23 protein-coding genes and 5 tRNA genes are annotated in these 22,709 nt (G+C 63.5%); 7 read left to right on the top strand and 21 right to left on the bottom strand.

What is annotated here, in order from left to right; all coding sequences use genetic code 11:
- Positions 1-21: 21 nt before the first annotated feature.
- The 5 genes from LG373_RS03940 to rnd all read right to left on the bottom strand — a co-directional run bounded on the left by LG373_RS03940 (position 22) and on the right by rnd (position 4,162).
- Entirely contained in the window at positions 22-375 is a 354-nt protein-coding gene (locus LG373_RS03940; RefSeq protein ID WP_114566888.1) for a histidine triad nucleotide-binding protein, read from the bottom strand.
- 159 nt (positions 376-534) lie between these two features.
- Entirely contained in the window at positions 535-792 is a 258-nt protein-coding gene (xseB, locus tag LG373_RS03935) for an exodeoxyribonuclease VII small subunit (RefSeq protein WP_114566889.1), read from the bottom strand.
- A complete protein-coding gene (gene xseA, locus LG373_RS03930; RefSeq protein WP_114566890.1) occupies positions 789-2,159 on the bottom strand; it encodes an exodeoxyribonuclease VII large subunit in 1,371 nt (456 codons plus the stop codon). Before xseA ends, xseB begins: the two co-directional genes overlap by 4 nt.
- Positions 2,160-2,168: 9 nt before the next feature.
- Complete coding sequence (locus LG373_RS03925) at positions 2,169-2,831, bottom strand: zinc metallopeptidase (RefSeq protein WP_114566891.1); 663 nt, start codon at positions 2,829-2,831, stop codon at positions 2,169-2,171.
- A gap of 185 nt (positions 2,832-3,016) precedes the next feature.
- Entirely contained in the window at positions 3,017-4,162 is a 1,146-nt protein-coding gene (rnd, locus tag LG373_RS03920) for a ribonuclease D (protein WP_114566892.1), read from the bottom strand.
- 70 nt (positions 4,163-4,232) lie between these two features.
- Between rnd and LG373_RS03915 the strand changes: the two genes are divergently transcribed.
- Complete coding sequence (locus tag LG373_RS03915; RefSeq protein WP_225749067.1) at positions 4,233-5,141, top strand: diacylglycerol kinase family protein; 909 nt, start codon at positions 4,233-4,235, stop codon at positions 5,139-5,141.
- A 506-nt stretch (positions 5,142-5,647) separates the two neighbouring features.
- Here LG373_RS03915 and LG373_RS03910 read toward each other — a convergent pair.
- The gene (locus tag LG373_RS03910) at positions 5,648-6,760 is read right to left on the bottom strand and encodes a TerC family protein (RefSeq protein ID WP_114566894.1); all 1,113 of its coding nucleotides are present in this window, start codon (positions 6,758-6,760) and stop codon (positions 5,648-5,650) included.
- 307 nt (positions 6,761-7,067) lie between these two features.
- Here LG373_RS03910 and LG373_RS03905 point away from each other — a divergent pair, with 307 nt between their 5' ends.
- The 6 genes from LG373_RS03905 (at position 7,068) to LG373_RS03880 (ending at position 12,945) form a co-directional block, all read left to right on the top strand.
- Entirely contained in the window at positions 7,068-7,859 is a 792-nt protein-coding gene (locus tag LG373_RS03905; protein WP_225749066.1) for a teichoic acid transporter, read from the top strand.
- Between the two features lie 211 nt (positions 7,860-8,070).
- Positions 8,071-8,679 (top strand): 4Fe-4S dicluster domain-containing protein, encoded by a 609-nt coding sequence (locus LG373_RS03900; protein WP_225749065.1) that lies wholly within the window; start codon positions 8,071-8,073, stop codon positions 8,677-8,679.
- Positions 8,680-8,766: 87 nt separating this feature from the next.
- Positions 8,767-11,325, top strand: a complete 2,559-nt coding sequence (gene napA, locus LG373_RS03895) for a nitrate reductase catalytic subunit NapA (RefSeq protein ID WP_225749064.1) — start codon at positions 8,767-8,769, stop codon at positions 11,323-11,325.
- Between the two features lie 5 nt (positions 11,326-11,330).
- Positions 11,331-11,663 carry a hypothetical protein gene (locus tag LG373_RS03890; RefSeq protein WP_114566898.1) on the top strand — a complete coding sequence of 111 codons (333 nt, stop codon included), beginning with the start codon at positions 11,331-11,333 and terminating at the stop codon, positions 11,661-11,663.
- A 131-nt stretch (positions 11,664-11,794) separates the two neighbouring features.
- Positions 11,795-12,052: a chaperone NapD gene (locus LG373_RS03885; protein WP_114566899.1), complete on the top strand. Its 258-nt coding sequence runs from the start codon at positions 11,795-11,797 to the stop codon at positions 12,050-12,052.
- The gene (locus tag LG373_RS03880) at positions 12,049-12,945 is read left to right on the top strand and encodes a 4Fe-4S binding protein (protein WP_225749063.1); all 897 of its coding nucleotides are present in this window, start codon (positions 12,049-12,051) and stop codon (positions 12,943-12,945) included. Before LG373_RS03885 ends, LG373_RS03880 begins: the two co-directional genes overlap by 4 nt.
- A gap of 50 nt (positions 12,946-12,995) precedes the next feature.
- Here LG373_RS03880 and LG373_RS03875 read toward each other — a convergent pair whose 3' ends face one another.
- The 15 genes from LG373_RS03875 to secG form a co-directional block, all read right to left on the bottom strand.
- Positions 12,996-13,640 carry a response regulator gene (locus LG373_RS03875; protein ID WP_370632843.1) on the bottom strand — a complete coding sequence of 215 codons (645 nt, stop codon included), beginning with the start codon at positions 13,638-13,640 and terminating at the stop codon, positions 12,996-12,998.
- A complete protein-coding gene (locus LG373_RS03870) occupies positions 13,637-14,842 on the bottom strand; it encodes a GAF domain-containing sensor histidine kinase (protein WP_225749062.1) in 1,206 nt (401 codons plus the stop codon). Before LG373_RS03870 ends, LG373_RS03875 begins: the two co-directional genes overlap by 4 nt.
- 99 nt (positions 14,843-14,941) lie before the next feature.
- Positions 14,942-15,532, bottom strand: coding sequence for a thiamine phosphate synthase (locus LG373_RS03865; RefSeq protein WP_225749061.1), 591 nt, complete (start codon positions 15,530-15,532; stop codon positions 14,942-14,944).
- A 1-nt stretch (position 15,533) separates the two neighbouring features.
- Entirely contained in the window at positions 15,534-16,805 is a 1,272-nt protein-coding gene (gene thiH / locus LG373_RS03860) for a 2-iminoacetate synthase ThiH (RefSeq protein ID WP_225749060.1), read from the bottom strand.
- A gap of 8 nt (positions 16,806-16,813) precedes the next feature.
- Positions 16,814-17,587 carry a thiazole synthase gene (locus tag LG373_RS03855; RefSeq protein ID WP_225749059.1) on the bottom strand — a complete coding sequence of 258 codons (774 nt, stop codon included), beginning with the start codon at positions 17,585-17,587 and terminating at the stop codon, positions 16,814-16,816.
- A gap of 75 nt (positions 17,588-17,662) precedes the next feature.
- Complete coding sequence (thiF, locus tag LG373_RS03850; RefSeq protein ID WP_225749058.1) at positions 17,663-18,289, bottom strand: sulfur carrier protein ThiS adenylyltransferase ThiF; 627 nt, start codon at positions 18,287-18,289, stop codon at positions 17,663-17,665.
- A complete protein-coding gene (gene thiS / locus LG373_RS03845) occupies positions 18,289-18,486 on the bottom strand; it encodes a sulfur carrier protein ThiS (RefSeq protein ID WP_225749057.1) in 198 nt (65 codons plus the stop codon). Before thiS ends, thiF begins: the two co-directional genes overlap by 1 nt.
- A 266-nt stretch (positions 18,487-18,752) precedes the next feature.
- Positions 18,753-18,828, bottom strand: a tRNA-Gly gene (locus LG373_RS03840).
- 44 nt (positions 18,829-18,872) lie between these two features.
- Positions 18,873-18,946 (bottom strand) — tRNA-Cys (locus LG373_RS03835).
- Between the two features lie 66 nt (positions 18,947-19,012).
- Positions 19,013-19,088, bottom strand: a tRNA-Gly gene (locus LG373_RS03830).
- Positions 19,089-20,051: 963 nt separating this feature from the next.
- A tRNA-Val gene (locus LG373_RS03825) sits at positions 20,052-20,126 on the bottom strand.
- A 160-nt stretch (positions 20,127-20,286) separates the two neighbouring features.
- Complete coding sequence (locus tag LG373_RS03820) at positions 20,287-21,000, bottom strand: HAD family hydrolase (protein WP_114566908.1); 714 nt, start codon at positions 20,998-21,000, stop codon at positions 20,287-20,289.
- Positions 20,997-21,902 (bottom strand): cation diffusion facilitator family transporter, encoded by a 906-nt coding sequence (locus LG373_RS03815; protein ID WP_225749056.1) that lies wholly within the window; start codon positions 21,900-21,902, stop codon positions 20,997-20,999. The genes LG373_RS03820 and LG373_RS03815 overlap by 4 nt, the downstream gene beginning before the upstream one ends.
- Positions 21,903-21,975: 73 nt before the next feature.
- Positions 21,976-22,062: transfer RNA gene (locus LG373_RS03810), tRNA-Leu, on the bottom strand.
- Positions 22,063-22,349: 287 nt separating this feature from the next.
- A complete protein-coding gene (gene secG, locus LG373_RS03805) occupies positions 22,350-22,607 on the bottom strand; it encodes a preprotein translocase subunit SecG (protein WP_114566910.1) in 258 nt (85 codons plus the stop codon).
- Positions 22,608-22,709 lie beyond the last annotated feature (102 nt).

Below are 22,709 nucleotides of genomic sequence, written 5' to 3'. Positions count from 1 at the left end.
GCGCCCTTGCGGGCGAAGATGCTACTTTTGCGAAGGATCGCCCGAGTTCATGGGCGCGCCGCCCAAAACGTGCACGTGAACATGGTGCACGGACTGCTGCGCGTCGTCGTTCGTGTTCACGATCACGCGGTAGCCGCTCTCGGCGATGCCCTTGAGCTCGGCTACTTTCTTGACCGTGTTGAACAGGTACCCCATCTCATCCTCGGGAATGTTGTCGCCGATGTTGTCGTAGTGGTTCTTCGGCACGATGAGTGTGTGCACGGGCATCTGCGGATTGACGTCTTCGAACGCCAGCACGCGATCGTCCTCGTACACCTTGGTCGACGGGATCTCCCCCGCCACGATCTTGCAGAACAGGCAATCCTCTTTGATCATGCTGATCCCTCTTTCCGGTTCGAGCGTATCTTGGGAACGTCGCCGACGACGGCGCGCCCCGAAACCTATCGGCTTCGCCAAGCGTTCGGGATGGGGCCTCGCAAGATCCTTGGAACAAAGCGACGGTCTTGCGAACCCCACCCCGAGCGCAGGAACGCATCAAGACAGGCTGGTGTCGCGCGCGCCGTCGTCGGTGTCGGCCACAAGCTCGCCCATGAGCACGTCCACCTTTTGCTGCGCCTCGGTCAAACGGCCCTGCAAAGCGCGCAGAAGCGACACGCCGCGCTCGTAGCTTCGCAGGCTGTCCTCCAGCTCGAGCGAATTGCTCTCCAAAACGCCTACGATGCCGTCCAACTCTGCCATGGCCTCGCGAAACGACAGCTCCTCGATGGGCTTCGGTTCGGTATTCTCCATCATGACACGTCCTCCCAAACTACGACTTCGGTATCGATTCGATGCGTGTTCTCCACGCGGCAAGCAAGCACGCCGTCGGACACCGACACGTCCACCAGCGAGCCGACAGGAGCCGCTTCCACGCTTTTCACCACGCCGCCCTCGGCGGTGCGCGCGATGGCGTAGCCGCGACCCAGCACGGCAAGCGGCGAAAGGTCGTTCAAGCGGGCAGCGGCAAGACCGGCCTGCTGCTCGAACCGCGCAACAACCGCATTGCCCGCAAGGGCAAGCCGATCGCGTTCGCGCGCAAGGCGTTCGCGATCGCGCGCCACGTTCTGCGGAAGGACGCGCGCAAGGCGTTCGCGCTGACGCTCCAATCGCTCTTGATCGCGCTCGAGGTTCGCGGGGATGGCGCGGAACAAGCGCTCCGCAGCCATGTCAAGCCCTTGCGCCTCGGCCGCGAACAGCAGGTTTGCATCGCGCAGCACGGGCCGGGTCGCAATGCGTCGCACCTCGGCCGTCGCTCGCTCCACGGCGCGCCCGGCGCTCGCGGCAAGCGATCGCGAACGAGCCTCGAGCACGTGCTCCAAGCTTTCGCGCGCCGGGCTTACCGCTTCCGCGGCAGCCGTGGGCGTAGAGGCGCGCACGTCGGCGACCATGTCCGCAATGGACGTGTCGGGCTCGTGCCCGATGCCGGTCACCACGGGCACGGGGCATTTCGAGATCGCCCGCGCAAGCCCTTCGTCGTTGAACGGCATGAGGTCTTCGAACGACCCGCCGCCGCGCACCACGAGGATCACCTCGGCGCCCGCGCGCAGCACGCAGCGCATGCCCTCGACGATATCCTCCGGCGCACGCGGACCTTCCACCGGAACACCCGCCAAAACGACGCGCGCTACGGGAAAGCGACGCCGCAGCGTGCGCAGCACGTCATGGACGGCCGCGCCGCGCGGTGAGGTTACCAGGCCGATCGTCAGGGGAAACGCCGGAACAGGCTGCTTGCGCTCCGGCCGCATGAGCCCTTCGGCCTCCAGCTTGCGCGCCAAGTTCGCCACCTGTAAGCGCAGGTTGCCCTCGCCCGCCAACGCAACGGAGAACACGTCGAAGTTCATGCGCCCCTTCGCTGCGTACAGCGTGAAGCGACCGGTCAATTCCACCAGCTGCCCCACGCTCAACTGCACGCCGGACGCCTGGTAGCGATTGACCCACATCATGCAGGGCAGAGCGGCGCTCTTGTCCTTGACGGTGAAGTACACCGCCTTGTAGCCCGGCTTGTTGGAAAGCTCGGACACTTCGCCCACAAGCCGCACCGTCACGCCTTCGAGCGCGCTTTTCGCAAGCGACATCGCGGCGGAAACGGAAAGCGCCGCCGATTTTTCCTGTTCGTCCATGGATCGACGCTATTCCTGGCGCTGGTTCAGCAGCCACAGAAGCTGCAGGACGGAGGTGAGGGCGGCCGCCACGTAGGTGAGCGCGCACGCGCGCAGCACGCTGAACGAGCCCGCCTGTTCGGACTGCGGCAGCGCAGCGGTGTTCATGTACACCATGGCCCGCTTGGAGGCATCGAACTCAACCGGCAGCGTGACCAGCTGGAACAGCACCACAGCACCGTACATGACGATGGCGAGCGTCTGCATGCCCATGCTCTGCATGAAAATGCCCAGCATCAGCAAGAAGATCCATGCGTTCGAAGCCAAGTTCACCACGGGCACCAGAGCGCCGCGGATCTTCATGGGCGCGTAGCCCTGCGCGAACTGGTACGCATGGCCCACCTCGTGGCAAGCGGTAGCCGTGGCGGTGATGGAACGTCCGTCGTACGAATCGGGGCCCAGCGTCACCGAGTTCGTGCGCGGGTCGAAGAAGTCCTGGCCGGGACCGCCCCGATGCACCTCGACGCCCGTGATGCCGTAGTACTGCAGCATGCGGCGCGCGGTTTCAGCGCCGGTCAGGCCCGTGGAAATGGGCACGTGCGTGTACTTCTTCAGCTGCGAATTGACGTACCACGTGGCGAAGCCGCCGATGGCAAGCGTAACGACGATCAAGAGGATATACGATGTGCTCAACTCGAAACACTCCTTCGAAGGGGTAGCTTCCGCGGCCGCTCCGGCCGCTGCATCTCTTACCCTTTCAGTATACAAGACCCAGAAATCACGCTGAAAACAAGCCGAAAAGCTATGTGAAATCACCAAACGTCCGTCACCGTTTCGTGAACTGCAAGATGCGGGGCCGAGCCCCGCAAAGCAGGCGCTTACGCGATGCGGTCCACCTTGAGATCGCCCCCGTCGAGTCTGAGCGACAGCTTGCCCTCCAAAAGCTCCAAAAGCTCCTCGCCCACGAGCGAGCGACGCCATCCGCGCAAAAGGTCGATGTTGTCGCGATAGCCGCGCGCGACCCGCGCAAGGTCGTCGTGGCTCGCCAAGGTGGGAAACGCCACGCCGCTTTCCTTCGCACGCAAGCGCACGACAGCCGTCATCATATCAACCTGCGCGTCGACGTTCGGCTCGTTCTTGCTGCACCGATCGACGTCGGGCCAGGAATCAGGCGGTGCGTCCAGCGCGGATCCCATGAGCGAAACCACCGCGCGCGCCTCGCGCGTCGACAGCTTGTCGGACATGCCGCGTACCATGAACAATTCGTCGATGGAACGCGCCTCGCGCTTGCACGCTTCGACGATCTGCTCGTCGGTGATCACCCATTTGCGCGGCACGTCGCGGCGCTGGGCCTCCAGCTCGCGCCAGGCCGCCACTTCGCGCGCCGCCGAAAGCTGGCGCCGCGACAGCTGCGAGACCCGCTTGAGGCGGCGATAGCGGCTGCGCTCGTCAGTCGCGTACTTGGCCGGGTCGCTCATCTCCTTGAAGTCGCGATCGAGCCACGAAAGCCTGCCCTTTCGCTCGAGCTGCGCGCGCATGCGCGCGTACATGCGCGGCAAGTACAGCACGTCGTCGGCCGCGTATTCCAACTGGGATTCGGACAAGGGCCGACGCGACCAATCGGTGAACGAGTCGATCTTCTTGAGCGTGACGCCGCATTCCGTCCCCACCAGCGCGGCGTAGCCGATCTGCTGCGTGTGGCCCAGAAGGGCCGCCGCCACCTGCGTGTCGAAAATCGGCCGCGGCAGCACGCCCACTTCGCGCAAAAGAATCTCCAGATCCTGAGAACCCGCATGGAACAGCTTTACGACGCTTTCGTTTTCCAGCACCGGCTTCAGTGCGCCCAGATCGCCGACGGAGAACGGATCTACGATAACGGCTTCGTCGTCGGTGGCCAGCTGAATAAGGCACAGCTTGGCGTAGTAGGTTTTCTCACGAAGAAACTCCGTATCGATCGCCAGGACGCTCGAACGCATGGCGCGCTCGACGAACGCCACGAGGTTTTCTTGGTTTGCTATGTACACCGGGGGTTCCTTACCTTGTGTTTCACGCTCTATGTTGTACCATGCCATCATAGCAACTGAAAGGGAATCTGTGAAACTGCTCGTCATCAACAATCTCTCGTCCGGGTTCGGAGACGGCTCCGTATACGACTTCATCCGCTCCGCCGTCCAAGACGGCGACGAGGTGTGCGTCCGCTCCACCGACGGAACGACCCCCGTGAGCGCGCTGCTCGACGACGCCGCATCCTACGATGCCGTGGTTGCAAGCGGCGGCGACGGCACGGTGGCGACGGTCAACTATCTGCTGGCGAACACGGGTGTGCCCGTTTTGCCGTTTCCCGCGGGAACCGCGAACCTGCTTGCGCTGAACCTCTCCTCGCCTCTTGAGCCGCACGCCTTGGCGAAGATGATCCGGGAAATGCGCACCCTCGACTTCGACATGGGCGAAATCGAGGTGGCCGACAAGCGGTTCGGCTTCGGCATCATGGCCGGAGCAGGCTACGACGCCGCCATCATGCACGGCGCCGAACCTGCAAAGCGCCTGTTCGGACCTATGGCTTATCTTTCGGCGGCCATCGCGAACCCGCTGCCGCAAACGTCGCGTTTCACCATCGAGCTGGACGGCGAAACCGTGCAGAGCGAGGGCGTGGGCATCCTTTTGGTGAACTTCTCCCGCATCCAATTCGACATCGCCGTCACGCACGAGAACAAGCCGCGCGACGGCGTGTTCGACGTAGTGGTGCTCAAAGCGCAGAACGCCTTCGAGCTGATTCCGGCGCTGTTGGCGGGAATCCTGGATCGAGGGGGCGATTTTCCCGATCGAACGGGCGCCCTGGAAATCCACCGCGCGCGCACGGTGCGCGTAGAGGCCGATCCGCCCATGGAAGTGCAGTACGACGGCGAAGCCACCCGCCTCACGACCCCCTTCAGCGCGCGCATGATGCCGCATGCGGCACGCCTCATCGTGTCGGAAGAAGGCTACAACCAGTTCGCGGAATAGCTGCTTCGCGCCTTGCGCTTATCGGCTTCGACGCGCTTCCGCGCCAGCATCGGGGACGTTTCCTCGCGAACCCTGCAACCTCACGACCCTTGCGAACCTTGCGAACCTTGCGCCCCGTTGCGAACCCCGCAACCCCCGTGAACCTCACGAACCCTGCACCCCCGCAAAACTCGCCCGCGTGTCAAAACGGACGAGTTTTGCGGGGGTTTTTGCGCTTTCGCCCGAAGGTTGTGCGCCGAGGTTTTTTATCGTCCCAGGTCACAGAGTCGACGGTTGCTTTTATTCTCGTTTGAGGACCAGCAAAACTCGTCCGTTTTGACACGCACGGCAACATCCACCCGGCATCGCGCACTCCAACGCAGCAACAGCACCCGGCGGCGCATCCGCCAGCACGGCAACATCCACCCGGCATCGCGCACGCCAGCGCGACGGCGCGCGCAAAACGGCCGTGCAGCTTGTTGCAGCTGCACGGCCGTTCGCCAGCGAGCCATCGGGAAGGGACAGCCCTACTTGTCCTTCGGCACCTCGTAGGTGGGATCGTCGCCGGAAACGTCCTCCACGTGCGCCCCGATCTCAAGCGGTGCGCTGAACGATTCCCCGGCCGCGGCAGAACCGGCCATCAGCTCTTTGAACGATGCGGCGTCCTCGCCCACCATCGGCATCATCACGTACACGTTGTTGCCGATGATCACCGGACGGACGCGATCGGCAACGGCGTCGCGCGCCGCGTCGGCCGGCTTGCCGGAGGCCACGTCGGCAGCCGCCTCGCGCTTGAGCTCTTCAAGCATCTCGGTGCGCACGTTTTCGATCTGAGCTGCCGTCTCGTTCTTCCAGCGCTCCTTGCGCCACGCAAGGAAGTTCGCGTTGTAGCGCATCTGGATAAGCTCGAGCACGATGCAGAACACCATGGCGAAGTACACGATCAGCTTCTCAAGCGGCATGTGCAGAAGCTCGATGCCCGTATGGAAGCCGGCGCTGTCGATGACGAGCAACCCGCCGATAGCCACGATGAATGTGAGCGCGAGCATCTTCATCTCGGGATGACCGTTGATGAAGTTGGAGATGGGGTCGATGAAGATCATCATCAAGAACACGGCCGACATGACCGCGATGATCATGATGATAAGGTGGTCGGCCATGCCCACCGCCGTGATGACCGAGTCGATGGAGAACACCAGGTCCATGACCATGATGGTGCCCACGGCCTGCGGCAGCGCGATGCGGTGCAGCGCCTTGTGCTCTTCGCAATGCTCGGCCTTGACCTCGGTGAGCTTGAGCGTATCGCGCAGCTCGGCGATGCCCTTGTAGATCAAGTACCCGCCGCCGATCAGCAGAACCAGGTCGCGCACGGAGAATCCGTGGGTGTAGGGGCCCAGGTCGACCGTGAACAAAGGCTCGGTCATGTGCACGAGGAACGAGGCGAAGCACAGAAACACGATGCGCATGACGAGCGCGCCAGCAAGGCCGAGCTTGCGACCGATGTGCTGCTTGTCCTCGGGCAGGCGGTTCGTCGTGATGGAGATGAACACCAGGTTGTCCACGCCCAGCACGATCTCCAGGAAAATGAGGCTGACCAAGCTGATCCAAGCCTCGGGTGATGCGAAGATTGAAAGATCCACGGGTTGATTGCTCCTTCTGCTGCTTCTTCGGTTGCTCGTCTTTTCCCAGGGAAGGCGCAGCTCACAAAAAAAGACTCATGGCGCGGCTGCAGATGCATGCGAACCGCGCCATGAGTCTCGTTAATTAAGACACGCCAGACCTTTCGGCCATGATGTTGAACGTGTCGCATGCGCGCTAAAGCCGCATGCCAACTACTCCCCCACGGGCGGATCGTATCCTAACACGAGGTTCCCACGTCGGCAATGCTATACTACGCAATGCACAAAATCATCCCGGACGAACCCGAGACCTCCTGCAGGAGATGCCATGCAGTTCAATTTCTTCAACAAGCGCAACGACTACGTCGAAAGCGACGGTCCCGTCCGCTACCTGGACGCCAGCGGCCTTCAACGCCCGCTCGACATGCCGCGCTCCCAACTGGCCATCATGGGCCTGTTCGTGGCGGCAGCTGCCGTCATCGGCGGATTCATGCTGTTCAACGTGCTTGACGAGGTGCAGGGCAAAGCAGCCCGCGCCCAGGCGAGCGTCGAACAGAACCTGGCTCGCGAAGTTACGTACGACCTGCCGGTTTTGCCCTCCGTCATCCAAAACGGCGACAACGCCAGCATCAAGCAGGGATTCGTGGACGCCGGCGCAACCATCTACGACACCACGAGCGAAGAGGAAGCCGCCGCCGGCAACATGGATATCATCAAGCTGCCCTCCGACGTGAGCGAGCTTGACGCGGGTGTCCTGTACAGCAAGGGCATAGCGAACCTGAGCGCCGCCGAAGCCGCGCTGCTGCTGAACGGGTCGTGGACCCTCGAGGTCGACCGCAGCGAAGGCGTTTCCATGCGCGTCACGTACGCGGACTTCACGTCGGGAACCGTGGAAGCGGCCGTGCAGGCGGCCATCGCCTCTGAAGGATTCGACCCGGCCACCACCCCCGAGGGCGGCGCGGGCGTCGACGAGGTGGGCAACACCTTCCAAACCGGCACCGTCGACGTAGGGGGCACCGTCTACACCTGGAAGGTGTCCGCCATCGCGCTTTCCAGCGTCTACGACATCTCCGGCCTGCCCGACACCGCCGTGTACGTCGGCGTACGCCTCACGCTGTAGCAGGCAAACCACAGGAAGACGGGGTCATCGACCCCGTCTTTTTCGATGCCGGGCTTCGTTTTCCCGTTTCGCCCTTCCCTAATATCCTCGCAAAAGAATAGAAGAAAACCCTCGCAACAAGGCGGGTTTATCCCCTCCTTGCACTCGGACATACCCCGATAGGCACCGCGCCCGTTCAAGCGCATGATACAGGGTACGAGGAGGGGATTTCATGAAACTATCGAGCGTCATAGCGGGCGCATCGGCCGCCATCGTGGCCTTCCAGGCAGTTGCCTACGCCTCTCGCGGCGAGTCCAGCTTGCTGCGCCCTCCGGGAGCGCAGGGCGAATCCGATTTCATGGCGCGCTGCATCAAATGCGGCAAGTGCATCGAAGCGTGCCCGTACCAAGCGCTCAAGCCCGCAGGCAACGAAGCCGGCATGGCCGTCGGCACGCCGCGCATCGACGCGCGCGACCAGGCGTGCCGCCTTTGCGAAGACTTCCCCTGCGTCGACGCCTGCCCCACCGGCGCGCTGCGCGACGTATCTGCGCGCTCCGACGTGCGCATGGGCGTAGCCGTCATCGACGAGGAAGGCTGCATCGCGTTTCAAGGCATGCGCTGCGAGGTGTGCTACCGCGCCTGCCCCCTTATCGACCAGGCCATCGTCATCGACTACCGCATGCGCGAAGGCGACGCCATCCACACGCTGTTCGCCCCCGTCATCGACGAGGACGCGTGCGTCGGCTGCGGGCTGTGCGTCGAGCGCTGCGTGGTCAGCGAGCCGACCGTGCCCATCCGCATCGCGACCGATGCGGAACGCGCGCGAGGCAATCCGCAGTAACGAAGCTGCGAACGAGGTTTCACACCGTCCGGACGGCGGTTGAGGACACGAATGCAACGGGAGAGAAACGGGAGAAGGAGGGATGTCATGGACATCTCAAGACGAGGGTTCGTCAAAGCCACGGCCGTAGCGCTGGCAAGCGCCGCGGCGGCGGGCACCATGTCGTCGCTCGTTGGATGCGGCAGCAACCAGCAGGGAGCGTCTTCGGGCGAGGGGCAGAAATTCACGTCGGTGTGCCGTTTCTGCGGCTGCGGCTGCGGGGTCATCTGCGAAGTGAAGGACAACAAGCTGGTGTCGGTGACGGGAGACCCGGACAACCAGTCCAACAAGGGCCTCAACTGCGTCAAGGGCTACTATCTGGCAAAGATCCTGTACGGGGACGACCGTCTGACCGTGCCGCTTATCCGCGACGACAAGTCCACGAAGGGCACCGACGACGGCCTACGCGAAGCCACCTGGGACGAGGCGCTCGAACTGGTGGCGGGCAAGCTCAAGGACACCTGGAAGAAGGACAAGAGCCGCCTGGCGTTCTGGGGATCGGGCCAGCAGCCCATCACGGAAGGCTACGCCACCGCCAAGTTCTGGAAGGCCGGCCTGCTGTCCAACAACATCGACCCGAACGCGCGCCTGTGCATGGCCAGCGCCGTGGTCGGCTTCATGAACGTGTTCCAGACCGACGAGCCGGCCGGCAGCTACAGCGACCTGGACGAAGCCGACGTGTTCGTCACCTGGGGCGCCAACATGGCCGAGGCCCATCCCATGCTGTACTCGCGCCTGACCGCGCGCAAGCTCTCGGGCACCAACGTGAAGCACTACGACCTGACCACGCTCAAGACGCGCACGAGCGCAAGCGCCGACAAGGTCATGGTCTTCAAGCCCAACACCGACCTGGCCATTGCCAACTGCATCGCCAACTACCTGGTGCAGAACAAGAAGTACGACGAAGCCTTCGTCAACGACCACTTGCAGTTCAAGCAGGGAACCGAGAACATCGGCAACGCCATCGACGACGGATACGATGCCAGCGACGTCGGCAAATCGGTGGACAAGGTGGAGCCCATCACGTTCGAGGAGTACGCCGCGCGCCTGGAGCCCTACACCCTCGAGTACACCGCGCAGCTGTCCGGCGTAGCCGCCGAGGACCTCAAAGAGCTGGCCGAGGTGTTCGCCGACCCGAACAAGAAGGTCATGTCGCTGTGGACCATGGGCGTGAACCAGCACAACCGCGGCACGTGGATGAACCACAACATCTACAACGTCCACCTGCTGTCGGGCAAGATCGCGCAGCCCGGCAACGGCCCCTTCTCGCTGACCGGTCAGCCCACCGCCTGCGGCACCGCGCGCGAAGTGGGAACCTTCAGCCACCGCCTGCCCGCCGACCTGCTGGTAGCCAACGCGCAGCATCGTCGCTACACCGAAGTCATCTGGAACCTGCCCGAGGGCTATCTGGACGAAATCCAGAAGCCGGGCTTCCACACGGTCAAGATCTTCCGTGAAATGTCCAAGGGCAACATAGACTTCCTGTGGTCCGCGCACAACAACTGGGCCGTCTCCATGCCGAACCTCACCCGCTTCTTGGGCAAGGGCGACAAGACGGGCGTCATGGACACGTTCGTCGTGGTGAACGAGGTCTACCCCACCCTGTCCACGAAATACGCCGACGTGGTGCTCCCCGTTGCCATGTGGGTGGAGCGCGAAGGCCAGTTCGGCAACGCCGAGCGCCGCACCGCCGTGTTCGAGAAGGCCGTCGACCCGCCGGGCGAGGCGAAGTGGGACCTGTGGGTCATCATGGAGGTAGCGCGCCGCGTGCTCGACGGCGAGAAGATCGACGGGCAGGATGCGTTCGACCGCCTGTTCGGCGATATCTACGACAAGAGCGCCGCTGATTTCAAGGGCGATTCGCGCGAAACGAACCGCGCCATCTGGGAAGAGTACCGCATGTTCTCGAACCCCGATCTGAACGAGAAGGCCCAGGCCATCAACAACGACGTCGACGGGAAGTTCGAAGCCAAGCTGAAGATGGAGAACAAGCAGCTTGCACCCTACGACGAATACCTGACGCATCACGGCCTGACCTGGCCCGTGCGCGAGGTGAACGGCACGTGGCTGCCCACGAAGTGGCGCTTCTCCACCGGCAAGCAGGAGGACGGCTTCGACGAGGTGGGCGTGGCCCAGTACGGCAAGGAAGGCCTGGCCGGCGGCGTGAGCTTCTACAAGTCCGCCAAGATGAAGCCCTCCGTGGTGTTTCGCCCCTACGAACCGCCCGCGGAAGAGCCGGACAAGGAGTACCCGTTCGTGTTCTGCACGGGCCGCCTGCTGGAGCATTGGCACACCGGATCGATGACGCGGCGCGTGCCCGAGCTGGATCGCGCGCTTCCCGAGGCGCTGCTCAACATGAGCCCGGAGGACTGCGCGAAGATGGACATCAAGGACGGCGATATGGTCAAGGTGAAGTCGCGCTTCGGAGAGTTCGAGATCAAGGTGTCGACGGCTGGACGCACCGAGCCTCCCGCCGGTACGGTGTTCGCGCCCTTCTTCGCGGAGGAAACGCTGATCAACCTGGCCGTGCAGGATACGTACTGCCCGCTGTCCAAAGAGCCCGACTACAAGAAGACCTGCGTGTCCATCACGAAGGTAGAGAGGTGAAACCGATGAAGAAGAAAGCTATCGCCACCGCCCTCGTGCTGACCATGGCCCTTGGCGCAGGCGCGCTTGCCGGGTGCGCGACCGAGCGCGCAGGCTACACCGGAAACGACGACATCCCGCCGGGAGCGGCGCCGCTTATGCCGCCCACGCACGTCGGACGCGCGGACAACCTGGGAGCAGCCGGCTGTTACGGCTGCCACGGCGCGAACGATCTGGCGAACCCCATGCTGAACGGGGCAACCGCTCTGCCCGACGACCACTACAAAGACGGCAACGTGGAAACGAAGCAGATCGAACCCACGCGCGAGCAGTGCATCACCTGCCATCCGCAGGGGTAGCGCGCGCGTCGAAACGGCTTGCCCATCCCCGCGTCTGCACATTGCCATGAGCAGACGCATTCCCTCCCCGCCCGCCTCCCCTGTTGAGGGGAGGCGGGCACCGGAAGGACAAAACGAGTAAGGAGAGCACCATGGTCATCTCGAGCCTGGTCATCGAAACGGCGCCCGCGCGGACCGAAGACGTCGCGCGCGAGCTTGACCTGCGCGAAGGCGTGGAGGTTCACGAAGTGAACGGGTACAAGATCGTCGTCACCATCGAGGCCGAAACGGTCGACGCGTCGCATGCCGTCGCAAGCGGGTTCATCGGCATCGAAGGCGTCACCGGCATCAACCTGGTGTACGCGAACTTCGAGGACGACCCCACGCTTGCCAAGGTCGGATCGCGATGAGCGACGCACGGACCGCATCGCGCGGGTTTCGCTGGACGTGGCTGCGCCGCAGCGCGCAGGTGGGCGCCCTCGTGCTGTTCGCGTTGCCGCTGATCGCAGCCGGATGGGGTCTTTTCGGCCTGTTCGCCGGAGGCGAGGAAGCGGTCCCCGCGCCCGCGCAGCTGCCGTTCTTCGGGAGCCTGTCGTCGTCCTCGATCTTCGGCATCGAAGTGCTCGACCCGTTCGCCATGCTCCAAACCATAGCGGCGTCGAAGACCTTCGCGCTTGACTGGCTGTTGGCCGCCTTGCCCGTTCTTGTATTGTACGGCCTGATCAGAGGCAGGGCATTCTGCGGATGGATATGTCCCGTGAACCTGGTGCTCGAGCTGGTCGACGCCCTGCGCCGCAAGCTCGGCATCGAAGTGCGCGAGGCGCCCGTGCCCCGGCGCGCGAAGCTGTGGATAGCCCTGGCCGTGCTTGCGCTGTCCGCCGTCACGAGCATTCCGGTGTTCGAAGCGTTCTCGCCCATCAGCGCGATCAACAAGGGCATCCTGTTCGGTGCCGTTACGGGCCTATGGGTGCTGGGCGCCATCGTGTTGGCGGAGCTGTTCTGGGGGCATCGCGTATGGTGTCGCTCGCTCTGTCCGCTTGGCGGCTTTTACCAAGCCGTCGGGCGCGCAGGCCAGGTGAACGTACGCCTCGACCACGCAGCCTGCATCCACTGCGACACCTGCAAGAACGCCTGCCTGTGCGACCCCGCCATATTGGAGCCCGTCTTGGCCGAACGCGACGTCATCGTGCGCGCGGGCGACTGCATGGCCTGCGGATCGTGCATCGACGCCTGCCCGACGCGCGCGCTCTCGTTTTGCGTGGGCCGCAGCGCAAAGCCCGCGCGCCCGAACGCCGAAGCATAGGGCGCGCACCGCATGCGGGACCGCCCAGACGGCCCCGCCGCGCTTTCGCGCTACACGTTGAGCAGCTTGTGCCTGAGCGCGTAATCCACCAGGTCGGCACGGGTCTTCAAACCCAGCTTCTGGTAGATCTTCGAACGGTGCGCCTCGATGGTCTTCACGGAAAGGTATATCTGCTCCGAGATTTCCTTGTTCGTGAAGCCCTTGGCCAAAAGCTGAAGCACCTCCAGCTCTCGATTCGAGAGCTGCTGATAGGATCGATCTTCTTCCTCTCCACCTTTGACCAGCTGTTTCGTAAGAAGCGCCGCCATCTTCGGATGAATGTAGCTGCCCCCTTCAGCCACGGCATGCACCGCCGCAAGCAGTTCTTCGGAGCTTGAGTTCTTCAGCACGTAGCCTGCCGCGCCGCCGCGCAAGGTGTAGAACAGGTACTCCGGCTCGGCGAACATCGTCAAGATGATCACCTTGGTGCACGGAAAATCCTTCGTGATCTTCTCGCACGCAACCAGCCCGCTTTGCCCCGGAGGCATCGAGATGTCCATGAGCAGGATGTCGGGCTTTTCGCGCGCGACGATGGCGTACGCTTGCGCGCCGTCCGCCGCTTCCGCCACTACCTTGAGGTCGGGGTCTTGCTCCAGGATCATCTTGAACCCGGCGCGCACCACCTCGTGATCATCCGCAAGCATGATACGTATCATGCGTCCACCTCCTTGCCCTCGACAATGTTCATCGGCGAAACGAGCGTGACCTTCGTGCCGTTCGGACCCGACTCCATGGTCAGCATCGCGCCGATGATGCTCGCACGCTCCCGCATGCCGGAAAGTCCGCAGCCGCTCCCCTTGATCACGGGCCGTTCGGTATCGAAGCCGCAGCCGTGGTCGATGACGGACACATGCAGCCATCCGTCGGAATCTTCCAACGTCACGTATATCTTATCGGCCTCGGAATACTTGCAGGCGTTGAGTATGGCCTCTTGGCAGATACGGTACGCCTGCGTCTCGAGCGCTTGATCGAACCGGCTGCGCGACAACGACCCCTCGAACACGATCTCGGTGCCGTACGTTTTCTCGTACACCGACGCTTGGGAGTGCAGCGCCGCCATGAACCCCAGATGATCAAGGGTTGAAGGGCGCAACTCGACCGATATGTTGTGCAGCTCGTCCAAAATGCGCCCGATGTTGTTGTTGGCTGACGCCAGCACTTCCGCGCCCGCCTGGTCGACGTGCCCTTCCAGCAGCTTGAGCGAAAACGAGACGGTCAGCAGCTCCTGGGCGATGCCGTCGTGCAGCTCGCGCGATATGCGCTTTCGCTCGTCCTCCTGCGCCGCGATCACGCGCGACAGGTCCGAGCGCACGAAAATAGGGTTGTGCTGCGTGTCGACGCGCTTCTCCGCCGCAATGCTCTCGAAGTCCATGAAATCGGTCGAGACCACGTCCATCCCAAGAAGGGAGCCGTCCAGATTCAGGATCAAGTCTCGGTACACCTCTTGATGATGGTCGCTCACCGAGCGAAACGCCGTCAGCAGCACGGCGACCACGCGCCCCTTTCTGGTCAGGGGAAGCGCGCAAAAGCTGCGCAGGTCCTCGGCGAACACGATCGGGTACGACGAGTACTCGCGCGGATCGATCTCCTCGTCGATGTCCGTGAACATCATGGGCTTGCCCGCTTTGATGGTGATGCCGCCTATGCCGTGGCCGGGCGCCAGCACGATGCGCCGATGACGCTCGCCTGTCGCACCGGCGCTGTACACCCATTTCAGGGGCGCGCCGATGAACGCCGTCAAGCCCAGCGAAACGAAATCGAAGCCGTACGAACGCTTGATGTCCTCGACCAGGCGCGCGTACTCCGCGCACGTGCCCGCCAGCTCGCATTCGCTGAAATTCGATGCCCCCACGCGCATCCCCCGTCCACCCTGCACGCAAACGTTACATTCAGCGTTTCATTATCCCCTACTTTGCCGGGAATTGCACGGACGCTCCCGTCGGATGCGCCCGACTCGTCAGCGACGAGCGTAGTCGGCCATACGGCATGCGCCCGCCGCCCCGCAGGCGCGTACGACCTGCTCGCTTTCATCCGTTATGCCCCCGAGCGCCAGTACCGGGATCCGGGCCCGCTCGACCACGTCCCGCAGAAACGAAGCGCCGCCGAACGGCGCGCCCGGCTTGCACGAAGGAGCGAACACGGGACTTGCTATCAGCAGGTCGGCGCCGAGCGCTTCGGCTTCGCTCACTTCCGCCACCGCATGCACGTTGGTCCCCACGCACGAAAAGCCTGCGGGGCGGCCTTGCTCGCGCAGAAGCGGCAGCGGCAGATGGACGGCCGAACAGCCCATGCGACGCGCGACGTCGACCTGCGTATGGGCCGCAAACGCCATTCCGGCGCGGGCGCATGCCGCGGACACGTCTTGCGCGAGCGCTTCGTACTCTTTCGCGCCCAGGTCTTTCTCGCGCAGAATGACCAGATCGACGCAGCCCTTCAGCAACGCCACGTGATCTGCGAGAGGCCGGGCGCACGAGCGCCTGTCCGTGACGAACGCCCGCACGAAAGCCCCGCTGGCAAGAACGTCCGCAAGCTCGATGGAAGGCCGCATCTCACACCCGCACGTAATCGTTCGCAACCGGCTCCAAGCCGTGCGCGCGCAGAGCCGCCGAAACGGTCTTCACGTCGCGGTCGTCCGCTATCTCGAACTGATCGTCGCCCGCCGACGCAGCATGCTCGTCTTCGGCAGCGGCGTGCTCGCCGACGCCCGTCGACACGCCGGCGGATATCTTCGTTGCCGCAATGCCCATGACCCGATCGCGGAACCCCTGCCGCTCGCGCGACGATATGGTTATGCCCGCCTGGGGCAGGAACAGGCGGTACGCGCACATGACCTGCAAAAGCCTGCGCTCGCCCACGCCGCGCGAGCCCAAGCTCTCGTTGCCCGCGATAGGCCGCAAACGCGGACAGGAAAGCGAGAGCTCCGCCGCCGGGTACGCGCGTTGCAGAAGCCATGCGTGCATCCCGCACGCGAACGCGTCGCGCCGCGCATCGCCCAATCCCAGAAGCGCGCCGAAGGCCACGCCCCGCATGCCCGCGCGCAGCGCGCGCTCCTGGGCGTTCGCGCGGTACGGGAACACGCGCTTGCGGCCGGCTCGGTGCAGCTTGCCGTACAGAGCGGGATCGTAGGTTTCCTGGAACACGGTCACGTAGTCCGCGCCGCTTCGATGCAGCAGCGCGTACTCGTCCTCGTTCAGCGGATACACCTCCACGCCCACCGTGCGGAAGCGCTCCGACGCAAGCCGGCACGCTTCGGCGATGTAGGCGGGGTCGGTGCGTTCGCGATCCTCCCCCGTGAGCAGCAGGACGTCCTCCAAGCCGGTTTCGGCGATAGCGTCAAGCTCGCGCACGATGCCGCGCTGGTCGAGCTGGGCGCGGCAGATGTCGTTTTTGCGATTGAACCCGCAGTACACGCAGTGGTTGTTGCAATAGTTCGCCAGATACAGCGGGGTGAACAGGTACGCCGTGCTGCCGAACCAGCGACGGCGGACGCGTTGGGCGGCGGCGGCCATCTTCTCCAAAAACGGCTCGGCTGCCGGAGAAAGCAGCGCCCCGAAGTCTTCAGGGGAAAGCCGCTCGGTCGCCAAGGCGCGGCGGACGTCAGCGGCGGTCACGGATGCGAAATCGAAGGCGGACGCCCGCTCGAGCACTTCTGAGATGACCGGGGAGTCAAGCGCATCCATGTCGGGAAGGTACGAAAGCGGGTCGATGCCGCAATCGCGCGCAACGTCCGACGGATCGGCCGCCTGCGCGCGCGAAAAGCCAGGGGCCTTCCAACCAGGTTCGCCCCATGCGGGCGCGTTCAAGCGTTGTTCGTCTTGCACGGCGCCCCCTAATCCGCCAGGAACCCGGTCAAAGGCGACGAGGCCTCGGCACGCTCGAGCACGCGCCCGAAACCCGCGCGGTACGCCGCCCGACCCGCCTCGATCGCATGCTTGAACGCAGCGGCCATGAGCGCGACGTCGCCGGCGGTTGCCACAGCCGTGTTCGCCATGACGGCGGCCGCCCCCAGCTCCATGGCCTCGCACGCCTGCGAAGGGCGCCCGATGCCGGCGTCCACGATAACGGGCACGTCCACTTCGTCGATGATGATCTTGATGAAGTCGCGCGCGGCAAGCCCCTTGTTCGACCCGATGGGCGCGCCCAGCGGCATCACCGCAGCCGCGCCGGCGCTCACCAGGTCGCGCGCCGTGGTAAGGTCGGGGAACATGTAGGGAAGCACGACGAAGCCCTCGTTCGCCAAAAGCTCCGTAGCGCGCACCGTTTCGGCATTGTCGGGCATGAGGTACGCCGCATCGCGGATGACCTCGACCTTGACGAAGTCCCCGCAGCCCATGGCGCGCGCCAGGCGAGCGATGCGCACGGCTTCCTCAGCCGTGCGCGCGCCCGACGTGTTCGGCAGCAGCGTCACCCCTTCCGGAATGGCGTCCAGGATGTTGTCTTCCTGTCCCGTGTTGGCGCGACGGACCGCCAGCGTCACCATCTGGGCGCCGGCGTCGCGCACCGCAGCCTCCACCAGATCGAGGTTGAACTTCCCCGATCCCAAAATGAAGCGCGACGTGAACGTGCGCCCTCCAAGCGACCATGCATCAGGTTCGTACCCCATAGATGTTTCCTTCCCAACCGCGCCGAAGCCCGCAGCTTGGCGCAGCGCACATTTCTTGTTTCTTTATTTCTTCGACTATTCCTCAAGCCCCAACGCCAAGCGTACGACCACCAAAGCCTGCTGTGCGGCGCACAAGGCCACGCGCGGCGCGTACAGCGCCGCATCGGCGACGTCGGACGAGCCGTCCCCGCAGACATACAGCCTTCTGCCCGCCCGCCGCGTGACCATCCGATCAGCCGGGTCCGCGCCCGCCATGCCGCTTCCCGCCACCACGATCGTGTCCGTCGTTTCGCCGAGCAGGGCGTTCACCAGGGCCGCCTTGCACTCCGCGACGTCGAACGCTTCGCACACGATGCGCTCGCGCTCGAACAGCCGCGCAGCGTTCGCCGCGTCGACCCGCACGCAATCGATATCGACCCCGATGCGCGGATCGATGCGCGCAAGCTGCTCGGCAAGCGCTTCGGTCTTCGGATGGCCCAGGTGCTCGCGAAAGTAATGCTGCCTGTTCAGGTTGCTTTCGTCCACCACGTCGAAATCGACCAGATGAAGCGCGCCGACGCCCGATCGCGCCAGCATGACCGCGATGTTCGATCCCAGGCCGCCAAGGCCCGCAACGCCCACGCGCGCCTGCCGAAGCCGCTCGCGCGCATCCGAGCCGATACGCGCCGCCAGCGCGTCCTCTCCCGTTTGCCGCGCGTCCATCAGCCGCCCCCGACGAACCGCACCACTTCGAGCGCGTCATCGGGCCCGAGGATAGCCGTCGCGTACGCATCGGGCGACACGATGGCCTCGTTCAGCTCGCAGGCAACCCGCCATGCGTCGAACCCGTCGAGCAACAAGACGTCGGCAAGCGACATGCCGTCGACGTCTTGTCGCTGCACACCGTTCACTTGCGCCATTCGCTCCCCTTTCTTTTTCCGGTCGTCATCAGTCCAAGACGCAAAAAAGCGCACACGAAGAGAACCGCACCCGAGGTGGTGCGCCCCTTCGTACGCGCTTGCGTAGTCTGAGAACGTAGGATAGCGAAAGAGCGACGCTCGCGCAATGCCAAGCCGGCAAACGGCGGCGGCGCGTAGATCGAGATAGGGCGAGATGGGGCGAGATGGCAGCGTGCGGGCTGCATGAAAAAAGCCCGGCGAATCACTTCACCGGGCTTTGCATGTAATGGAGCGGACGACGGGGTTCGAACCCGCGACCCCGACCTTGGCAAGGTCGTGCTCTACCAGCTGAGCCACGTCCGCATGTTAGCGTATTGCTTTTTCAACTCCACCGCTCTTTCAAACGATGGAGGCGACGCCCGGATTCGAACCGGGGGTGAAGGCTTTGCAGGCCTCTGCCTTACCACTTGGCCACGTCGCCATCTTAGCCTTCCGTCATTAAAAGGCCGGCCAAAACTTTTCGGCCTGGCCGGCCTTGCACTGACGATGGAGCGGACGACGGGGTTCGAACCCGCGACCCCGACCTTGGCAAGGTCGTGCTCTACCAGCTGAGCCACGTCCGCATCGGCGAGGAAATATATTACGTGAACTCCCCTAGTCGCGCAAGCCCCAATTTCAACTTTTTTGAAAATTCTTAGAAAACGGCTGGTACATAAGGCGATCGCGCGAAGGCGCTACGCTCTGAAGCCATCGAGCCGCCGTCTCATCAAAGCTGCCGCCGCCACGCAAGCCACCGAGGACGCTTGCGGACAGCCGCGCACTCGCCCGGACCTTCTGTCAAAACGGACGAGTTTTGCTGGTCCTTAAGCAAGGATAATCACAGGCAGTAAGTCTCTGACCAGGCATGATGAAAAACACCTTTCGTCGCATCACTTCGGCAAGGCGGAAAATCGCCGCAAAACTCAACTTTTTTGACACAAGGCCGGCGCCGGTCGGTTCGTACCGGATGGGCAAGGTCGCAAACCACTACCGAAGGCGGGCGCCGGGAATTCAACAGCTGGGCGCGAATCGGGACCTGCGATAGAGAAGTCGAGCTTCCGCCGGCGCGCTTCGGAACCGCCCTTCTCGGGGTCCCAGCCGAGGGACACGCTCACCTCGTACCTTTCGGGCTTCCCGGGATCGCTGATCAGCTTGACGGTTCCCTCTCCGTGCGCCACCGCGCTCACCTCCCCTCGCTTTTTTCAGGGGATCGACCCCTACCGTAAGGGGCATTTTCGTCCGGCGGGAGAGGGATTCTCGTTTTCACGGCTTTCGACCTGCATCGATGCGCCGTCGCGTGAAAACCAGGAGCGGATTCGCCCCTCAGGGTAGGGGTCAGGGCGACCATGTCGTTCAAATTGCACATTCCAGCCCCCTTAACAGGGTTAATGCGCAGTTTGGCGGTTTGACGGCCTTTCCCCGCATGCAGTTCGTGCAAATCGTCCGCGTCCGGGAGGCGAAGGGGGTTCACCTCCCGGACGCGCCGCTAACGGGGCAGGGCAAATAAAAAAGCACCTGCGACCTGCGCAAGTGCTTTCTGCATTTCATGGTGGGCGATACAAGATTTGAACTTGTGACCCCTACCGTGTCAAGGTAGTGCTCTCCCCCTGAGCTAATCGCCCATGAAAACTCGGCGTTGGAATCTCTTCCGTGCCAGCGAGCAAATAGTCTACCAGAACTCGCCGACATGTCAAAGAACTTTTTCAAAAAAGTTTCCAACTTTTTTCGCACCTGGCTTCGCACCCGATCGAGCATTCGAACCGAGCCGCACATTCAGCCCGTTCAAGTTAGTAGTTTGTCAATGTCAGTCAGCATTCTAACACGTTCGTAACCGCTGTCGGACTCGGTATCGTGCCGGTCGATGATGATCGGGCGAATACCGGCCGCGCACGCACCGTCGCCGTCCGCATCGGGACGATCGCCCACATGCACCACCGCGTCCGCGCACACGCCCAGCTGCTCGCACGCAAGATCGAATATGACCGGATCGGGCTTGCGATATCCCACCACCGCCGAAGACACCACGGCATCGAAGTACGGAAGCAGCCTCAGATCGCGCAGAAGCCCCTCCAAGCCCGCATCCCAGTTCGACACCACCGCCAGCGCCAGCCCCCGCTTCTTGAGCGCCCTCAAGCAGTCCATGACGTCGGGATACAGCGCCCAATGATCCCCCTTGCGGTACGCTTCGTGCACCGACTGCGCCATGCCCTCGGCATCATGGGAAATGCCCGTCAAGTGGCACACGTAGCGATACTGGTCCATCCAGATGGCAACCGAGCCCTCATGGGAACACCAGAAATCGCCGTCGCGCAGGTATTCGGCCTCGTAGTAGGCATCCATTGCCGGCATGTGAGGCTCCACGTCCCGCACGGTCAAAGCGTGGCCGCGCTCCTGAGCCACCCGCGCAAACGCCTCCGCAACCGAAGGGCTCGGGTACAAAAGCGTGCTTCCCACGTCGAAGAACACGGCTCTCACGGCCGAGAATCCCCCGCTCATTCGCTATGCCCGTCGTCGGGCTCCACATGCACGAGCACGTCCACCACGTTTTCGAACCGTCGGCGCACAGCCCGCTCCACCTCGTCGGCTAGGTCGTGCGCGGCCGCAACGGTCATCTCGGGCGCAACAAGCACGTGCAGGTCCACGTAAATCTCCCCCTCCGTGCCGCGCGTGCGCACGCGGTGGGCGTCCTGCACCCCGGAAACCGCCAAAGCGGCCTTGCGCACGTCCTCTTCCGGGATGCGCGCATGGTCCGACAAGGTTGCCAGCGCATGCTTGAACACGTCGTAGGCGGTTGCCAGGATGGCCACGGTCACGATGAGCGCCATAATGGGGTCGGCCATGGGAAAGCCCAGGGAAACCAGGGCCAACCCGATGATGACCCCGATGGAAACCAGCGCGTCGGACAAGGTATGGCTCGCGTCAGCAGCCAGGATCTCGCTTTTCAGCAGCTTTCCCTGCTTGCGCTCGTACACGGTCACGCCCAGGTTCACGGCCAGCGTGCCGATCATGACCGCGAAGGACAGCGGGCCCACCTCGGCGGTGTACGTTTGCGTAGCCAGCTTCCCCACCGCAGAGCTTCCCACCTCGAACGCCGCGAGCAAGAGCAGAACGCCGATCACCAGGCTGGCGTACGTTTCGAACTTGGCATGACCGTAGGGATGCCCCTCGTCGGCCGGGCGCGCGGCAAGGGCGATGCCCACCAGGCCCACCACGTTGCCCGCCGAGTCGAATACCGAATGGATGCCGTCAGCCTGCATGGAGGCCGACCCGCTGTACGTTCCGTACAGGTACTTCGCCGCGGCCACGGCAAGGTTCAAGAACAGGATGCCCCACAGAACGCGCCTGATGGAGCGCATGCGATCGGACACGGGGCTTTTCGTCGTCAATGATCGGGCCATGGTTCGTCCCCTTTCAAAGGATGCGCGCAAATGCAAAAAAGGAGAGCCACTCGGACTCTCCTTCTAGCTTTACTGGTGTCGGAGGCGGGATTTGAACCCGCACACCCTATACGGGCACTAGCACCTCAAGCTAGCGTGTCTGCCGTTCCACCACTCCGACTTGTTGCGAAAAGCAACGGTGGTTATTCTACCCGAACCTCTTCGCGTTGTGAAGGGGAAATTTTGACGAATTTTCACCCCTTGCCGCAACGGCCGAAAAAGAAGGCGGATCCCCCTCCCCGACGCACATGCGCCGGGGACGTCCGCCTCGCACGGCGCGAAGACCCGCATTGCGCAATCGATCCCCGAAGAGCGCCTGCAACGCGAAAAGGCGCCTGTTACGGCGCCCGTTCATACTGCTTCGTTCCCGCTGAAACCACGCACGCCGACCACGGCCGGCGCAGCGTGCTACCTCCCCGCGATCGTGCCGTGCGGGTAGATGATCATGAGCACGATAAGCGACAGCAGGAACACCGCCGCCAAGACGATGGTAATGCGGTCGAGGTTCTTCTCGACGATGCTCGTGCCGGTCTGCGTGGAGTACACGGAGCTGGCGATCATGTCGGAGATGCCCGTGCCCTTGCCGGAATGCAGCAAGATGAAAATGATGAGGCCGATGCCCGACAGAACGAGCAGGGCGATCACGATGATGAGAAGCGGGTTCAAGGTTCGTCTCTTCTTTCGTTCGGAATCAAACGGTATGCAAGTTGCCTAGTATAGCGAAACGCGCCGCCAAGGGCAAGCAGCAGCGCGTTTCGCCACCGAGGC

Origin of the sequence: Paraeggerthella sp. Marseille-Q4926, assembly GCF_916618935.1 — a bacterium.
GTDB classification, from domain to species: Bacteria; Actinomycetota; Coriobacteriia; order Coriobacteriales; family Eggerthellaceae; genus Paraeggerthella; species Paraeggerthella hominis.
This window is presented reverse-complemented; position numbering and strand designations above follow the sequence as displayed.

What these genes read in the sequence shown, in the direction of transcription:
- LG373_RS03940 (WP_114566888.1), bottom strand. Translation starts at nt 375, where the DNA reads ATGATCAAAGAGGATTGCCTGTTCTGCAAGATCGTGGCGGGGGAGATC.
- xseB (WP_114566889.1), bottom strand. Translation starts at nt 792, where the DNA reads ATGATGGAGAATACCGAACCGAAGCCCATCGAGGAGCTGTCGTTTCGC.
- xseA (WP_114566890.1), bottom strand. Translation starts at nt 2,159, where the DNA reads ATGGACGAACAGGAAAAATCGGCGGCGCTTTCCGTTTCCGCCGCGATG.
- LG373_RS03905 (WP_225749066.1), top strand. Translation starts at nt 7,068, where the DNA reads ATGCAGTTCAATTTCTTCAACAAGCGCAACGACTACGTCGAAAGCGAC.
- LG373_RS03900 (WP_225749065.1), top strand. Translation starts at nt 8,071, where the DNA reads ATGAAACTATCGAGCGTCATAGCGGGCGCATCGGCCGCCATCGTGGCC.
- napA (WP_225749064.1), top strand. Translation starts at nt 8,767, where the DNA reads ATGGACATCTCAAGACGAGGGTTCGTCAAAGCCACGGCCGTAGCGCTG.
- LG373_RS03890 (WP_114566898.1), top strand. Translation starts at nt 11,331, where the DNA reads ATGAAGAAGAAAGCTATCGCCACCGCCCTCGTGCTGACCATGGCCCTT.
- LG373_RS03885 (WP_114566899.1), top strand. Translation starts at nt 11,795, where the DNA reads ATGGTCATCTCGAGCCTGGTCATCGAAACGGCGCCCGCGCGGACCGAA.
- LG373_RS03880 (WP_225749063.1), top strand. Translation starts at nt 12,049, where the DNA reads ATGAGCGACGCACGGACCGCATCGCGCGGGTTTCGCTGGACGTGGCTG.
- LG373_RS03875 (WP_370632843.1), bottom strand. Translation starts at nt 13,640, where the DNA reads ATGATACGTATCATGCTTGCGGATGATCACGAGGTGGTGCGCGCCGGG.
- LG373_RS03870 (WP_225749062.1), bottom strand. Translation starts at nt 14,842, where the DNA reads ATGCGCGTGGGGGCATCGAATTTCAGCGAATGCGAGCTGGCGGGCACG.
- LG373_RS03865 (WP_225749061.1), bottom strand. Translation starts at nt 15,532, where the DNA reads ATGCGGCCTTCCATCGAGCTTGCGGACGTTCTTGCCAGCGGGGCTTTC.
- LG373_RS03855 (WP_225749059.1), bottom strand. Translation starts at nt 17,587, where the DNA reads ATGGGGTACGAACCTGATGCATGGTCGCTTGGAGGGCGCACGTTCACG.
- thiF (WP_225749058.1), bottom strand. Translation starts at nt 18,289, where the DNA reads ATGGACGCGCGGCAAACGGGAGAGGACGCGCTGGCGGCGCGTATCGGC.
- thiS (WP_225749057.1), bottom strand. Translation starts at nt 18,486, where the DNA reads ATGGCGCAAGTGAACGGTGTGCAGCGACAAGACGTCGACGGCATGTCG.
- LG373_RS03820 (WP_114566908.1), bottom strand. Translation starts at nt 21,000, where the DNA reads ATGAGCGGGGGATTCTCGGCCGTGAGAGCCGTGTTCTTCGACGTGGGA.
- LG373_RS03815 (WP_225749056.1), bottom strand. Translation starts at nt 21,902, where the DNA reads ATGGCCCGATCATTGACGACGAAAAGCCCCGTGTCCGATCGCATGCGC.